Origin of the sequence: Bartonella sp. MF74HXZ, assembly GCF_042194445.1 — a bacterium.
Lineage (GTDB): Bacteria > Pseudomonadota > Alphaproteobacteria > Rhizobiales > Rhizobiaceae > Bartonella > Bartonella grahamii.
Genome location: NZ_JBHIMW010000002.1, coordinates 1 through 16345 on the forward strand (window position 1 = coordinate 1; position 16345 = coordinate 16345).

9 protein-coding genes and 1 pseudogene are annotated in these 16345 nt (G+C 37.8%); all 10 read right to left on the reverse strand.

What is annotated here, in order from left to right:
* Positions 1-680: 680 nt before the first annotated feature.
* Positions 681-3857, reverse strand: a complete 3177-nt coding sequence (locus ACFIJ8_RS01475) for a Vomp family autotransporter (protein ID WP_404978557.1) — start codon at positions 3855-3857, stop codon at positions 681-683.
* A 153-nt stretch (positions 3858-4010) separates the two neighbouring features.
* Positions 4011-5177, reverse strand: a pseudogene (locus ACFIJ8_RS08540) (hypothetical protein); the annotation flags it as partial.
* A 445-nt stretch (positions 5178-5622) separates the two neighbouring features.
* Positions 5623-5772 (reverse strand): hypothetical protein, encoded by a 150-nt coding sequence (locus ACFIJ8_RS01480; RefSeq protein ID WP_375638958.1) that lies wholly within the window; start codon positions 5770-5772, stop codon positions 5623-5625.
* A gap of 246 nt (positions 5773-6018) precedes the next feature.
* Positions 6019-6216 carry a YadA-like family protein gene (locus ACFIJ8_RS01485; protein WP_375638790.1) on the reverse strand — a complete coding sequence of 66 codons (198 nt, stop codon included), beginning with the start codon at positions 6214-6216 and terminating at the stop codon, positions 6019-6021.
* Positions 6217-6464: 248 nt separating this feature from the next.
* Complete coding sequence (locus tag ACFIJ8_RS01490) at positions 6465-6755, reverse strand: hypothetical protein (protein WP_375638791.1); 291 nt, start codon at positions 6753-6755, stop codon at positions 6465-6467.
* Between the two features lie 303 nt (positions 6756-7058).
* A complete protein-coding gene (locus tag ACFIJ8_RS01495; RefSeq protein WP_375638793.1) occupies positions 7059-7253 on the reverse strand; it encodes a hypothetical protein in 195 nt (64 codons plus the stop codon).
* Positions 7254-7422: 169 nt separating this feature from the next.
* The gene (locus tag ACFIJ8_RS01500; RefSeq protein WP_375638795.1) at positions 7423-7737 is read right to left on the reverse strand and encodes a hypothetical protein; all 315 of its coding nucleotides are present in this window, start codon (positions 7735-7737) and stop codon (positions 7423-7425) included.
* Between the two features lie 346 nt (positions 7738-8083).
* On the reverse strand, positions 8084-8707 hold the full coding sequence (locus tag ACFIJ8_RS01505) for a hypothetical protein (protein ID WP_375638796.1): 624 nt from the start codon (positions 8705-8707) through the stop codon (positions 8084-8086).
* A complete protein-coding gene (locus tag ACFIJ8_RS01510; protein WP_375638798.1) occupies positions 8695-8925 on the reverse strand; it encodes a hypothetical protein in 231 nt (76 codons plus the stop codon). The genes ACFIJ8_RS01505 and ACFIJ8_RS01510 overlap by 13 nt, the downstream gene beginning before the upstream one ends.
* Before the next feature lie 696 nt (positions 8926-9621).
* The gene (locus ACFIJ8_RS01515; protein WP_375638799.1) at positions 9622-15804 is read right to left on the reverse strand and encodes a YadA-like family protein; all 6183 of its coding nucleotides are present in this window, start codon (positions 15802-15804) and stop codon (positions 9622-9624) included.
* Positions 15805-16345: the final 541 nt, after the last annotated feature.

A 16345-nucleotide genomic window follows, 5' to 3' on the forward strand; every position in this document is an offset into this window, starting at 1 on the left:
TTTGTGCTTTCTGTGTTGAGACCTAAATGTTTATATTTTGATTATGTTTTGTGGGCATAAAAATGACACATTTAGAGCCTAAGGGGTTTAATGCGCTGTTTTTTCCTAACTAAAAAAGAGGTCTTGCATATTTAGTCTTACTTTTTACTTGGTCGTCGTTAATATAAAATGCTTTAAAAAAGGTTTTTGTTCGTGTTTTCCTAATTATAGACTTTAGTTTTATTAAAAAGCATTTTTTTGTTAATAACAAGTAAAGTAAAAAGGGATTGTAATATGTTCGAAATCTAGCTCGCCTCGAATAATCAACCTTTTAGTTAGGTTTTCTCTTTTTTAAGTATCATGTAATGATATATGCGCGGTCTTGTGATGTACCTTTTACGCACTACTTATTCCCCCTTTGAAAGTTATTTTATCAAAATGAGTCTTACTAATATACATTTCTGTATCACTATAGACTGTTCAAGAAAATAGCAACATAAAAATATAACTTTTTAGCAATATGGATTCTACTGTGATTTTTTTTCAACAAAAATATAGAAAAATCTTCTATAAAATCTCAAAGTTTATAGCGTCATCAAATATTATGCTTATCTCTGGATAAATACTGTGCGTCTGTAAAAAAAATCACCCTTATTTCAATCAATAAGGGTGAATATTTTGTTAAGTTTTCGTTGTTCGTATTATTTTATTTTCAGAGTGATTGCTCCACCTATTCCCCAGTGACCACCAGCACTCGTAGCAGAGAGATTAGAGCGGATTTTTCCGTTTTCAGATGTATAACCAGCACCAAGAGCAAATGCGGATTGTCCACGCCATGCGCCGCTACCAAATGAGACACTCAAAGATCCTGGTTCGTCGAAGTAACGTAGGTTGGACACTGCTAGACCAACGGCTGCTGCTTGCCTTGCCTCTTTGCGTACACTCTTAATGTCATAACTTAAAATATTAAACTTCATATCTGTATATTGGTTAGCCCGATCAACAGCATCATCAATCGCATCAATCCTGATATTATTTATCCGTTGATCTGTGTAGTGCTTCGATTCATCGAGAACAATTTTCATCTGTTCTTGGGTATAGTCATGTAGTTGACCACCATTTACAGCTTCTTTCGAACCTTGTTCAATACGACCATCCGCAACATTATCAATCATAACAGGTTCGCTTTCATTCCCACCTTTTAGAGTGATCTTATTGGTCTTTTTACCGTCAGCATCTTTATCATAGTTAACTGCGCCATCAGAAAGATTATTAACCGTGTTTTCAATATTATCAACTCTGTTTTCAATATTGAAAACCGTTTCACCCATATCCGTAACTGTCGTGGAAATATTGTCGACTCTGTTGGTAAGATGCTTAACATCTTTTTCAACACCCGTAACACGTTCGTTGGTCTCCCAAAGCTGTCCGCCATTGACTGCATCTTTTGAACCTTCTGTAATTTTACCATTTTCTACATTGATAATCTTACTTGGTTGACCATCATGGCTAGCGTCATAGGCTTTTTTCTGCTCATTCCAATTTAAACCATTGGACGAAACATTGTTTTCAACATTTTGAATGCGGTTGTTTATCTTGGACATACTCTCACTTACGCCATCAAAAGCATTGGCAACGTCATGATAGGTCTCCTTCTCACCAGAACTACCGTCATTATTGAATTGTGCTATCTTGAAAGTAGGAGCGGTCCATTGTCCATTATTATAGCCAGCGCCACCACCAAAATACGCAGCAAGCTGATTACTCATCAAATAAAGTTGTGAACCATTTACAGCATCCGTTGAGTTAGCAGAAATATCTCCATTAGCAAGAAACTTAATTTTGCTATTGGTTCTTCCCTCTCCATGCTGTGCTACAAACGCCTGCTCATCATTACTCCACAACAAGGCGTCGCCTTTAACTTCTTGTGTAATATTATTGATTTTTTGTGTAAAATCATTTGTCACATTTGTTAAATGATCATTCACATTCTTTACATTTGCATCAAGACCACTCAAAGCGTCACCAACATTATAAAAGATTTTCTGTTCTCCAGAACCATCCGCAGAAACTATAGATAAATTATACTCCGGTCCCCAAAAATCACCATCGAAAAATTCGGCATCACCACCAAAATAGTTTGCTATATCTCGAGAGATTTGATTAACTTGTCCCCCATTGATCGCATCATGCGAATTTTTAGCAATTTTGCCAGCTTTGACATTAAGGAGTGCAACTGGTCCTTGACTCTTATTGCCGCCCAAAGACACACTGTTATAATTGACAGTGCCATCTGTATTTTTATCGTAGAGAACTGCAAAAGCACTTCCCTCTTTAATATTATTAATACTGTTACTAATATCCGCTATACGACCATCCAGTTGTTCTTTATTAACAGCTTCATCATTATTAACCGCTGCCTTCACACCGGAAATTGTACGAGCACCACCTGATTTGTTCGCAACATTGATTTCAGTACCACCTGTTGCCTTACCAATGGTGATAGTACCTTCATTTTCCTCCTGCTTGACAAGGCTATTTTTCGTCGCATTCGTAATCTGATTTTGGATATTCGTGATAGAATTATCAACAGTACTAAAAGCAGATTCAAAATCATTATGTGATTTGCCCTGAATAGTGTAGGTGGGAGCCTTACCGTTAGACACATCTGCACCACCACCAAAATACTTCGATATATTTTGAGAAACTGTTGTCAGATTATTTGTAACAGTGTCAACATTCTGATTAGTCGTAAAGAGCTGCGAACCATTTACAGCATCCGTTGAATTAGCAGAAATGTCTCCATCCTTCAAAAATGTGAGTTTGCTGTCTATCTTCTCTCCATTTGCTTCATGAAGAGCAACAAATGCTTGTTCATCTTCGCTCCACAAGAGGGAATCTTTAGAAACACCATCAATTTTCTGAGTAAAGTCATTGACTACATATGTTAAGCGACTATTCACATTCTTTACATTTGCATCAAGACCTGTCAAAGCGTCACCAACATTATAAAAGATTTTCTGTTCTCCAGAACCATCCGCAGAAACTGTAGATAAATTATACTGTGGTCCTACAAAAGCACCATCGACAAATTCGGCATCACCACCAAAATAGTTTGCTATATCTTGAGAGATTTGATTAACTTGTCCCCCATTTATCGCATCATGTGATCCTTGCGAAATTGTGCCATCTTTGACATTAAGGAGTGCAACTGGTCCTTGACTCTTATTGCCGCCCAAAGACACACTGTTATAATTAATGGTGCCATCTGCATTTTTATCATAAAGAACCGCAAAGCTATTTGCTTCTTTAATGACCTTAATACTGTCCGTGATATCTGCAATTTCACCATCAAGTTGTTTTTTATTAACAGCTTCATCATCCTTAACTGCTTCTTTCACACCGGAAATTGTACGAGCACCATCTGATTTGTTTGCAATGTTAATCTCTGTACCTTCTATTTCCTTACCGATGGTAATACGATTTGTCTTTTCTTCTCGCTTAACAAGGCTATTGCTTTTTATGGTGTCAACAACATCTGCAATCTGACCATCGAGCTGTTCTTTATTAACAGCGTCGTTATTGTTTACTGCAGCCTTCACACCGGAAATTATCCTATCTTCACCCAATTTGTTTGCAACATTGATTTCAGAACCACCTGTTGCCATACCAATGGTGATACGACCTTCTTCTCCACCATCTTGCTTAACAAAACTATGTGCTGCTATTTCATTTTTTATCTCTTGTAGCTGCGCAAAATTCACTGCATCATCAAGTTCTTTCCCAGCTGCCACTCCTGTAATCTGTTTATTGCCAGCATCAATACCATCCACAGTTATTCTAGCCCCACCAGCAAACAGAAAGCCATCACTACTCATAGAGGCATTCCCTGCAGTGACACTTGCCACTGTAATATTCTTAGCTAAATCAAATTTTACATTATTGTCTTCCGCACCTTTTGTAATCGTAAGGTTGTTACTTGCAGCCGACAAATCTACAATATCTTTTATACCAACGGCTTTAGCATTTTCACCTCCAACAGACAAACTCCAACCTTGGTCTACGTATGATTGTAACGTTTTTAGCTGTGCAACATTAACGGCATCATGCAATTCAGTACCAGCTGCCACTCCTACAATCTGGCGCGTTTTCTCTGATTCAACATCACCAACACTCACTGCAGCTAGCGTACTTTTCCATGCAAAGTTATCAGACTGTGAAGGACCTTTAATGTAAGGATCATAACCGATAGCGCCAGCAGCAACATCAGCCACAGACTCGCTTCCAATCGCAACACCTGAATCTACATTCACTTTTGAATAAGCACCAAAAGCTACAGATTTCATACTATCCGCCTTAGCACGATGTCCAATAGCAATTGATTCTTCGCCCTTCGCTATTGTACGCCCCTCAGGGGGGATCGGGTTATCCTTCCATCTACCTTCACCACCTATTGCGATACTTTTTTTACCTACAGCGTACGCCAAATGACCTAAAGCAACAGTAACGCTATTATCCACCTGCGCACCATAACCAACAGCAACCGAATCTGAGGCATTTACTATTATCTTGGCACCAAGAGCAGTAATATCACTACTATTATGGAGTTTTTTGGCCTTTGTTATATCATTACCAAATATGACATTAGTACCCTCTACGTCACGTTGCAGTCCGGTACCGCGCTGCATTCTAGCCATAGAGTCATTGCGCAAAGGATTCAATGCATCAATAATCGCTGTATTCTCACCATTCAATGAACTGATGATCGATTTTTTATATTGCCCGCCTGCATCTAATGTTCTTTCCAATGCGTTTTTGCCATTTGCCCTTAAAACATTCACAATAAGATCATCATTACTTATACCAGAAAGGATTTTGGTTAAAAAATTTGCATAGTCATCAGAAGCGTCAACTTTTGGCACCATTGCCACATTCAATGCTGTTAAATAATTTTCCTTATCACCATCATAGTAATCATATGCAGAGATAATGCTTTGCGGATAAACTACGGCAGCATTCTTCACATTTTCAAGAGATGCTTTTGTTAAATCGAGATTTGCTGAAAAAACAGGAGAAGCATTCGATAAAAACAATGCCACCGCAGTTCCTAACGAAGCCACTTTAAACAGTGATGATCGATGATGTGAACGAGAAAAACTCAAATCACGCAGATTTTGTGTAGTATATAATTTTTTCATAATACCCCCTTCATAATAATAGATTAAAAACACAAAAAAGGTATGCTCTAGAGCTCTAAAGCTTTCTTATTTCCCTTGCGTGTTCCTGCTTTTACAGCGTATTTTAGGACATAAATAAAATTAAGACATAAGCTGTTGTTTCTACAGCGCCTTTAGAAGGTAGTTAGGGGCAGGTTCGTGAAAGTCAATTTAAGGAAGGTAAAAAAACGCTTAATATTAGAGTTAATTTCGTTTTTTCTATCAAAGGTTGTACATCGTTTTTAGCTTTGACCTCTTTGAAAGAGGTATAATTTTTGTACCTATTGATCATCCATTTAGGCATCAGTTTATTTTTCGTGAATAAGATTTTTTATTTCATTAGAGGATTGATGAAAGATTTTTACTAAAATGCCCCTGCTTTGATGAGGCAAGGGCAAAGAGCATATTTAAAAAAGTTTTTTGCTTATCAGTTCAGTATTAAATTAAGCCTAACACCTACACCCCAATGACCACCAGAACTCGTTGCGGAGAGATTGGAGCAGATTTTTCCATCTTCTGACATATAACCGGCTCTGATAGCAAAGACGGATGCACTACACCAATGCATCCGTACCAAATGAAATGCTTAAAGACCAAGGGTATCTTCATAACTTAAATTCGATACTGCTAAATCAACAGAAGCCGTCTGTCTTACTTCTTTCTGAACTGTCTTAATATCATAAAATATTGTAACTCATGTTAATTGCTGCTTATGTTCACCGTAACGGTACCTCATGCGCGCACCTACTATACTCTCCCATCTCTCATTAAGAGAAATAAAAACAAAATGTTAATAAAGTTAATGGTTAGAATTTGTTTATTGTCAATTCAGAGTTACCCTAAACCCTGCGCCTATCCCAAAATGATCTCCAACACTCGTTGCAGATATGTTAGAGCGAATTCTTCCACTTTCAGACATATAACCAGCGCCAAAGGCAAAAGCTAATTGACTCTGCCACAAACCCTTACCAAAAGAAAAACTTATTTTTCCAAGAGTATCTTCATAGCTTAAATCAGACACTGCCAAATCTACGGCTGCGGCTTGTCTTGCTTCTTTTCAGATATCCTCAACAGCATAACTTAACGTTACAAACTTCATATTCGTATACGAATAAACATCTTTAATACCATCCTTTACAATATTAGGTACTTTCTCATCCATATATTCTTTCGCTTTATCGAGAATCGTATCTGTCTGCTTTTTCGTATAATCATGTAACTGATCACCGTTTACTGCTTCTTTCGAGCCTTCTTCTACCTTTCCACCCTCTACATTGATAATCTTACTCGCCTTCTTATTCTTATCAACGCCACGACCTGCATTAAATGCATTAGCAATATCGTTATAGCTTTTTTTTCGTCTTTTCCATGCCGAGCCACAAATGCCCCTGCTTCATTACTCCATAACAAAGCATTTTTCTCGATGTTGCCAGAAATTTCATTATGAAGCTTCGCGAAAACACTATTTATGCCAGCAAAAGCTGCTGCAATATTATCATAGCTGTTCTCTTCAAAGGTTCTATAGCTTGAAACTTGGTGCTGTCCATTCTTCATTCTCATATCTAGCACCACAGCCAAAATATTTTGCCAGCGTTTGATTTAGTGAATAAAGCTTTCCACCCCGTCACAGAATCCGTGGAACTCTTTGTAATAGCTCCTACCGAAAGGAATGTGATCTTGCTGTTTTTTTGCTTCTCTCCATGTTTTGCAACAAAAGCTTGATCCTTTGTGCTCCATGATAAAGAATCCTGCCCCCCTCAGAGACTCCTTTAATACGATTATTTATATTCTTGATATTGTGATCAAAACCTGTAAAATAAGTTAGAGTGGATATATGGTTTCTCTATTACCGCACCTTTTTCATCAATCTGATGATAATTTATAAGTGGGAGCTGTAAAAATACCGTCGCTAAAATATGCTCCACTACCTAAAGATTTCGCAACTTTATCACCCAATGAATAAAGCTGACTACCATTGACAACATCTGTGGAATTTTCCGTAACTTTATTTGCTACAGTATGAAGTGCAGCGGGAGCTGTAGTTTTTCCAAAAGTCACACCTTCATAATTAATAGTGCCCTATTAATAGTGCCATTTTCATTATTTGCTTTATCATAATGAACAACAGCAGAATTATTAGCAAGTTTCTCTAAACTTTCTTCAAGCTGTTTTTTTATTAACAGCATCATTGATGCTTTATCTCTCTCTGCTTTCTTAACACCAGAAATTATCTGTAATTTATCACTTTTATTCGCAATATCGATTTATCACCATCTATATCCTTACCAATGGTAATGTGTTTCATTGCTGTATCCTGTTTTACAAAAATACTCACTGCTACTTGTTCTTTTATTTCCTTCAGTTGTGAAAAATTCACTGCATCAGTATTGCGATTTCCTTCCGCAATATTTGTTACTTTTTTACTTGCCGCATTAATACTACCGGTAGTTATTTGCGGGACATCAGTAATTACTAAGCCTATTGCATCTACTTTTGTTTTCTCTCCTAATGTTATGCTTTTCAATGCTATGTCATTAGCCAAACCAAATATGAGCTTATTTTCATCGTCCTTATCTCTTTTAACCCTGAAGTTACTTCCTCCGGATGAAAATTTATTGTATTAGCTAGCATCCACATCTTTAGCTGCCTCACCAGCAATAGACAGTTTCCAACCTTTTTTCTTACAACTTCTTCTAAATCCTGCAACTATCTAAGGTTCACTGCATCGGCAGGTTTGCTACCAGCTGCTACGCCTATAATTTGTCGCGTTATGTTCTTACTAGAAACACCAATACTCACTTCACCTTTCGTACTTTTCTATTGAGATTCGGTGTTTTTGGCCGGTCCTTGCAAAAGAGACGCATCCTCAAAAAACGCCAGCAGCTCTACTAGGCACAGAGTTGTTCCTGATAGCAACACCGCCCATCATCAACCGTCACGTTAGAATAGGAACCTAAAACGATACGTCCAACCCCATTTGCTTTTGAATAGAAGCCTATAAAATAGCTTCTTGAGCAAATACATATGCACCCAAAAGCAATCGAACCATACCCTAGGGCTTTAGAAACGGCTCCTACAGCTATTGAATAATCACTCTTCGCAGTTGTATAATTATTATCTCCATATTCGCTCTTCTTCTTATTATATTCACCACCTATTGCGACACTGCTTTTCCCCAAAGCGTGAGCCATACTGCCTACAGTAACGCTCCATTCTTTTTCCGCTTGCGTTCCACTACCTAAAGCAATACTTGTGTTTGGAGTACGTTGCATACCTGTAAATCGTTGCATTCTTGTAATGAAATCATGTCGCAAGGTGTCAGATCCATTGATAATCCTTGCATCTTCGTTGTTTTCAGAACTCATTGTAATTGTAGAGTTATTGTTCATAACCAATTGCGGATCGGTAAGAAATCTCTCACTAAAATCATCCTTACTCTTAATAGAAAGCGTATTAACGAGAAAATTGATATAGCCACTATCATCTGTAGAATCACCCACTATTGGTGCCATTGCTGTGCTGTATTAAGTGCTGTTAAATAACTTGCTTTTGATAAATCAAAACCTTTTGAGAGAGCCCCAATGCTGTTAGAGTTAGCATGCGCAGAAAGGAGCATTTTTCCTTGAGAATAGCTCTTTGCTGCTTTTGCCATGGCTGAAAACAGCTGTTCTATTATATCAATTTTTTTCGCCAAACTAGGAATAGCATTCGATAAAAAAACAACTATCACAACTCCCAATGAAAACGTTGCTACAAACAACCGATAAAATAAACGCTGAAAACTTGAGCTATTTCCCTTGAATGTGATTCAATAATTTTTTCATAACAAACCCTCAACAAAAAACCATGCACAAAACATAAAAAAGACATATTTTTAATTGTAAGAATTTGCACTATTTGCTTTTTATACTCGTAATTAGGTTAAAACAATTTGGAGAAATTAAAATTTTACTATGAAGCTACAAGAAAGGAAAATGATTAAAAAACATAATATTTTTAACTATTTTATTCTTAAGATAATTTGTCACTTAAACAACAAGAATTTCAATGAAAAATTATAACGATACCAATATAAAGCATAGGTTTAACACTACACGAAAATAAAAGCTAAAACTGTCTCTTTTTAATAAAGGGTCTATTCGTACTCACATTGCTTTATGAACTTTAATAAATCAAAATAACAAGATAGAGCAATAACCTCATTACCTAATTATCAAAAAAATAGTAATCAATTTTTTGAATCTTTGCCACTGAGGTCTTTTATTCTCAACAAAAGTTGTAATAAGCTTTTTATATTCGGATTTTATATAATTACGGGAGTTTTGTACATTTAGAATAGCTTTAGAGGGCTCTGGAAGAAGGTAAAAAATTTGCCCTTTTCTTAAATAAGAAAAAGGCAAATCAATTTTACGGATTCAGTCGTTTATTAGTTGAGTATCACATTAACCCCTGCACTTATACCCCAGTGACCTCCAGAAGTGGTAATTGACAAGTTGGAACCAATATCACCGTTCTCTGAAGTATAACCAGCCCCAACAGCAAACGCGGATTGACTACGCCATAAACCACTACCAAATGCGAGTGTTAATTTTCCAGGAATATCACTATAGCGTAAACCAGCTACCGCTAAACCAACAGCTGCTGCTTGTCTTGCCTCTTTCCGAACATCCTCAACAGCGTAACTTAATGTTTCAAACTTCATATCCGTATACGAATTAGCCTCATTAACGCCATTATTGACAAGACTACTAACTTTCTCATCCGTATATTTCTTTGCATTTTCAAGAACCGTCTTCATCTGCTGTTCTGTGTAATCATGTAACTGACCTCCATTAACAGCTTCTTTCGAATCCTTTTCAATCTTTCCACCGGCTACATTGTCTATTAATACTGGAGAACTGTCATCTCCACCAACTAATGTAACTTGATTGATCTTTTCACCTGTTTTTTTATCTCTATCATAGAGTACAGATCCCTCCGTAACTTTAGTTTCAATATCCTTGACCTGATCTGTAATCATCTGCTGGGTTTCCCAAAGCTGACCTCCATTAACTGCTTCTTTGGAATCTTTGTCTACCTTACCATTCTCTACATTGATAATCTTACTAGGACTCTTAACGCCCTGATCATCAACGTGAGAGGCATCATAGCTTCCTTTTTCTTCATTCCAATTCAGACCATTCGAAGAGGCATCCTTTTCAACTTCTTTTATACGATCGTTGATAGTGCTCATGCTGTCGTTAACAACATCAAATGCTTCAGAGACATTATTACGCTCCTCTTTATCACCTTTCGTACCATCCTTATTAAAGACCTGAACGTAGAATTTCGGTCCTTGCCAGTTTCCTTCCTTATCATAACCAGCTCCTCCACCAAAATATGAGGCAAAGCTCTGTTGTAGAGTATAAATCTGACCTCCATTAATCGCATCCGTCGAATCTTCTGATATCTTTCCTTCCGCAAGGAACGTGATCTTGCTGTTGTCCTTTTTACCTTCCTTCTCATGCTGTGCTACAAACGCACCCGCATCATCACTCCACAACAACGCATTTTGCTCAATGTTTTCTGAAATCTCATTATGAAGATTCTTGAAGACCTTATTGATACCGGCAAATGCAGCTGCAATGCTATCATAATCCTCCTCTTCAAAGCTGCCATCTTCTTGGAAAGCCATTATCTTGAAACCTGGAAGGACCCAGCCATCACCATCATACTTAGCATCGCCACCAAAATACTTTGCTAGCGACTGATTCAGATCATAAATCTGTCCGCCATTAACCGCATCACTCGAGCCTGATGCTATAGAACCAGCCGCAAGTGATGTGATTTTGCTGGCTTTTCTGTCATCCCCTTCCCCATGCAGAGCGACAAAAGCTTTGTCACCATCGCTCCAAGATAAAGAATCTTGTGCAACTCCTTCTGAGACTTCCTTAATGCGGGCATTCACATTCTTGATATTATCATCAAGTCCTTTAAAGGCAGAACCAACATCGGTATGCGGTTTATCTGTTACTTCACCATCTTTATCAATACTGGATAAATTATAAGTTGGCCCTTTAAAAGCACCATCCTTAAATTCAGCATCTCCACCCAAGAATTTTGCTACATCCGTTGAAAGGATGTGAATCTGTCCTCCATTGATAACATCTGTTGAGTTTTCCGCAATCAATCCTGCGGCTACATTATGCAGTGCAACAGGTGTAGCACCCTTCCCTTTACCAAAAGTTACATTTGTATAATCAATTTGATCATCGGTTGTTTTATCGTAAAGAACAACAGAAGAACTATCAGACAGAAGGGTATCAGAAAGATCCTTCAAACCTTTATCAAGCTGTCCCTTGTTAACCGCTTCATTATCTTTTTCTGCTGCCTTCACACCAGAAACAGTCCGTGCTGTACCACTCTTGTTTGCGATATTGATTTCACTACCTTCTACTCCTTTACCAATGTTGATAACATCTTCATTTTTCGTAACAAGAAGATTACTAATTACATCGCTGATCGCATTTTGAACCTTTGTGAAAAGTTTACCCACACCTGAAAATGCATCTGATACATTCTTATAGCTTGATTCAGCTTCAGTGCCATCATCATTGATAGTTTTGAGCTTAAAATCAGGAACATTCAATTCCCCATCTTTATATTCAGCGTCATTAGAAAAATATTTTGCAACCTTATTGCCCAGTGAATAAAGTTGAGAACCATTTACTGCATCCGTCGATTCTTTCGTAATATCTCCTACAGCAAGCGATGTGATTTTACTGGCTTTTCTGTCATCCCCTTCCCCATGCAGAGCCACAAAAGCTTTGTCACCATCGCTCCAAGATAAAGAATCTTGTGCAACTCCTTCTGAGACTTCCTTAATGCGAGCATTCACATTCTTGATATTATCATCAAGTCCTTTAAAGGCAGAACCAATATCGGTATGCGGTTTATCTGTTACTTCACCTTTTTCATCAATATTCGATAAATTATAAGTTGGCCCTTTAAAGTTTTTTCCATCAAAGGATACATCTCCACCTAAAATTTTTGATAAATCCGAAGCTATGGTATTAATCTGACCACCCGTGATTGCATCATGTGAATCCTTGGAAATCTTACCATCAGCAACATTATGGAGACCTACAGCTGTCTTATCTTTAGCTTTTCCTAAAGTCACACTACTATAATTAGTTTTACCATCTGAATCTTTATCATAATGAACAACTGCTGATTCATCAGACTGAAGACTGTTCGAAAGATCTTTCAAGCCTTTATCAAGCTGTCCTTTGTTAACGGCTTCATTGTTTTTCGTCGCGTCCTTTACGCCAGAAAGAATCCGATCCGCACCAGCCTTATTGGCAATATTGATTTCACTGCCTTCTACTGCAGCTCCAATAGTGAGACGATGCGTTGTTTTGTCTTGCTGAACAAAGCTTTCGCTTTCTACTTTGTTAATCACATTATTAACCTGTTCAGTCAATTTATTCTGAACATTCGTGATAGAACTACCAACTCCAGAAAAAGCAGATGCTACATCATGATATTCCTTATCTTCAGGGCTGCCATCTTCCTTGATTGCTTTTACCTTGAATGTAAGAGCGGTCCATTTACCATCCGCATAGCTAGCACCACCACCTAAATAAGATGCAACACCTGTGCCCAATGTATGAAGCTGTGAGCCATTTACTGCGTCTGTTGAAGTTGCACTGATTGCCCCGCCGAGTAGACCGGAAAGTTTCCGAGCTCCATTATCCTTATTTAGAATACTGATTTCGCTACCACCAGTTTCCATACCAACAGTGATAAGACCTTCTCCTTCATTAGGGAGATTGCGCGTTCTCCTCTTCTTTGCTACTTGCTTAACAAGGATACTGTCTCTTACTTCTTTAATTTCAGTATTTGTTGCCAAAAGTTGGGAACCATTGACCGCTTCGGTTGATTCTGCTGTGAGTGCACCATCTTGAATGCCTGTTATCTTCTTACTGCCAGCGTCAATACCACCCGTTGTTATTTTCGGACCACCTGTAATCACTAAGCCTGTTGCGTCTAGGGTATTTGTGCCTGCCTTTAAGCTCGTTAATGCAACATCTTGAGCCAGATCAAATTTTATCTTATTATCTTTATCGCCTTTTGTAATTTTAAAATTTTTACTTCCAGTTGAAAAATCTACTGTATCATCTATGCTAACGGCTTGGGTATTTTTATCATCAACAGAAAGTTTCCAACCTTTGCCTGCGTACTCTCTTAGTGCTTTCAGCTGCGCAATGTTGACGGCATCAGTGTCTGCATAACCCGCTGCCACACCTGTAAGCTGTCGTGTTATCTTATTCGGAGTATCACCAATACTAAAAGCTCCTTGAGTGCTCTTCCATATCACACCATCATCTGTTGACTGGCCCCCTATGGAAGGATCATAGCCAACTGTGGACACTGAGTTACGAGAAACAGATTGATAACCTACAGCAACACCACCAGTAACATTAGCTAGTACTTGTGCATTTGAGCCTAATGCCATACTATTTTCTGCAGCTGCAATTGAAAGTCCACCTAACGCAATACTATTTTCTGCATTTGCATTTGAAAGTCCACCTAACGCAATACTATTTTCTGCATTTGCCGCTGAAAAACCACCTAGTGCAATACTATTTTCTGCAGCTGCACTTGAAAGCTTACCTATAGCAATACTTCCTTGCCCACCTTTTCCCTCACTGGCAGCAATTGTAATGCTCTCCGTTTCGGCATGCCATTTAAAGACACTATCATCGGCAGCTTTTTTAATCTCATTGTGAAGATTTACATAAGACTTACCCACACCCTCAAGGGCTTTTGCTACATCCGGAAAACTTTCTTCTTCAATCTCATTCGTCTCAGGATTGAAAGTTTTAATTTTGAACTTTGGATCATCCCATTGGCCATTTGTAAATTTAACACCACCACCTAAATATCGAGCTATATGGGTAGCTAAAACATTCAACTGACTACCATTTACCGCGTCTTGTGAATCTGCACTAAGATCAGCAGGTGCAATACGCGTTATCTTTTTATTTCCAGCGTCAATACCAGAAATCGTTATTTGCGGACCATCAGTAATGACTAAGCCGGTGGCATCGAAGGTATTTGTTCCTGCCTTTAAGCTCGTTAATGTAACATCTTGAGCCAGATCAAATTTTAGCTTATTGTCATCTTCGCCCTTTGTAATATTTAGGTTGCTACTTCCAGCAGAAAAATCTACTCCGCTATCCATAAGAACAGTTGTAGCATTTTTATCTCCAACTGACAGTTTCCAACCGTTTTCTTTTACGAAGCTTTTCATGTCCATCAACTGTGCAACATTCACGGCATCGGTAGCTTCACTACCAGCTGCTACGCCTGTAATTTGTCGTGTTTGTCCATTATCAGCATCATCATAACCAACACTCACTGCACCTTTCGTACTTTTCCACTGAACTGTGTCATTTTTTGAAACCTCATCCTTCAACGAAGGAGCATAGCCAAACTTACCAGCAGCCCTATTGGCTACAGAATCGCTTCCCAAAGCAACACCACCATCAACCGTCACGTTAGAATTGGCACCTAAAGCAATACTTCCAGTCCCATTTGCTTTTGAATAAAAGCCGATAGAAATAGCGTTTTGATCAAATGCATATGCACGATGACCAAGAGCTGTCGAACCAAACCCTAGGGCTTTAGAAACGGCTCCTACAGCTGTTGAATAATCATCCTTCGCAGTTGTATAATCATCGTCCCCGTTCTTCTCATTATATTCACCACCTATTGCAACACTGCTTTTACCCAAAGCGTGCGCCATATTCCCTACAGCAACACCAAATTCACCTTTCGTATTCGCCTTAAAGCCTAGAGCTATACTTCCCCCCTCCTCTACTGTTGCATAACGACCAATGGCAACCGAGTCACTCTTTAATATCTTTGTTTCTGCCCCAATGGAAACGTTCCCTCCTCCACGGATCTCCGATTTAGCACCTATAATAACAGATGCCGCTAGCTTTTTATCTTCTCCAGCGAAGACCGCCTTCGCTTTATAACCAATAACAACACTGTTCGTGGTTTTTGCCTCAACTTCTTCACCAAAAATGACATTACTTCCCGATGCATCACCCTGTACTTCTCCACCACGTGTTATGCTTGCGATGGGATCTTTTCGCGAGAAATCAGATACATCAATAGTCACTGCATCCTGTCCACTTTGAGTGGAAGATAATGTATTTTTTGATAACTTATTGGTATCGATTTTTAAAATATTCGTAATAGAATTATCATCACTTACACCAGTAAGGGTTCTCATTAAAAAATTTTTGTATCCACTTAAAGCATTAACTTGTGATGTCAGTGCTACATTCAACATTCTTATATAATTATTTTTTGATTCATTGAAAGAACCCAAATTACTTCTAGATTCATCATAAACAGAGATAACACTTTGTGGATATATCCCAGTAGTGTTCCTTATGTTCGCAGAAATTGTTTCTCTTGAATCAAGATTATTCGAAAGAGCAGGAGAAATGGTGGATGAAAGTGCCGCTATTGAAGTCAAGGATAGAACTTTAATAAAAGGAAAACGAGAAAATTTTAAATCGCTCCCTGCTAATTTTGTATATAATTTTTTCATAATGAGCTCCCCAATGAAAAAATAACTATAAACACAAAAAAGACACATTTAAACGCTATAAAGTTCTTTAAAATTGGCTTTTCTAAACATGTTCAAGAGTTTAGTACCTAATTGAAAAGATAGAGAGATTGTGTTTTTAGGTTTTATGGTTAACGTGTTTTGCTCTTTTAAATTTCCTAAGAAGGTAAATTTTTTGTGATTGGTTTTTTAACCTTTAAACGTGTTGATTGTTTTTTGCAAGGGGTAGAGTTAGTTTAGTATATTGTTTCTATAACTTCCTCCAGTAAAATTGAAATACATTTAAATATATACTCCGTCTTACTAGAAGGTTTTTTAATAGATTTCTAGAGAGTGAAAGGGGTTTTCTATCTGTAGAATGCTACAAATTTTTTAGATTTAAAAATTAAAGCAGAAAATAATGAACTTATAATTTATGAAAAAACTCATTATCTTATTTTGAAATAAGAAGTTCACTTTGTTGAAAGTGTACGGTTTTTCTGTTTTTTAAGCCTGTATTGATCATTATAGCGCTTATCAATTT

Coding starts and splice junctions, on each gene's coding strand:
- ACFIJ8_RS01490 (WP_375638791.1), bottom strand. CDS start 6,755: ATGAGAATGAAGAATGGACAGCACCAAGTTTCAAGCTATAGAACCTTT.
- ACFIJ8_RS01475 (WP_404978557.1), bottom strand. CDS start 3,857: ATGAGTAGTGATGGCTTTCTGTTTGCTGGTGGGGCTAGAATAACTGTG.
- ACFIJ8_RS01505 (WP_375638796.1), bottom strand. CDS start 8,707: ATGGCACCAATAGTGGGTGATTCTACAGATGATAGTGGCTATATCAAT.
- ACFIJ8_RS01515 (WP_375638799.1), bottom strand. CDS start 15,804: ATGAAAAAATTATATACAAAATTAGCAGGGAGCGATTTAAAATTTTCT.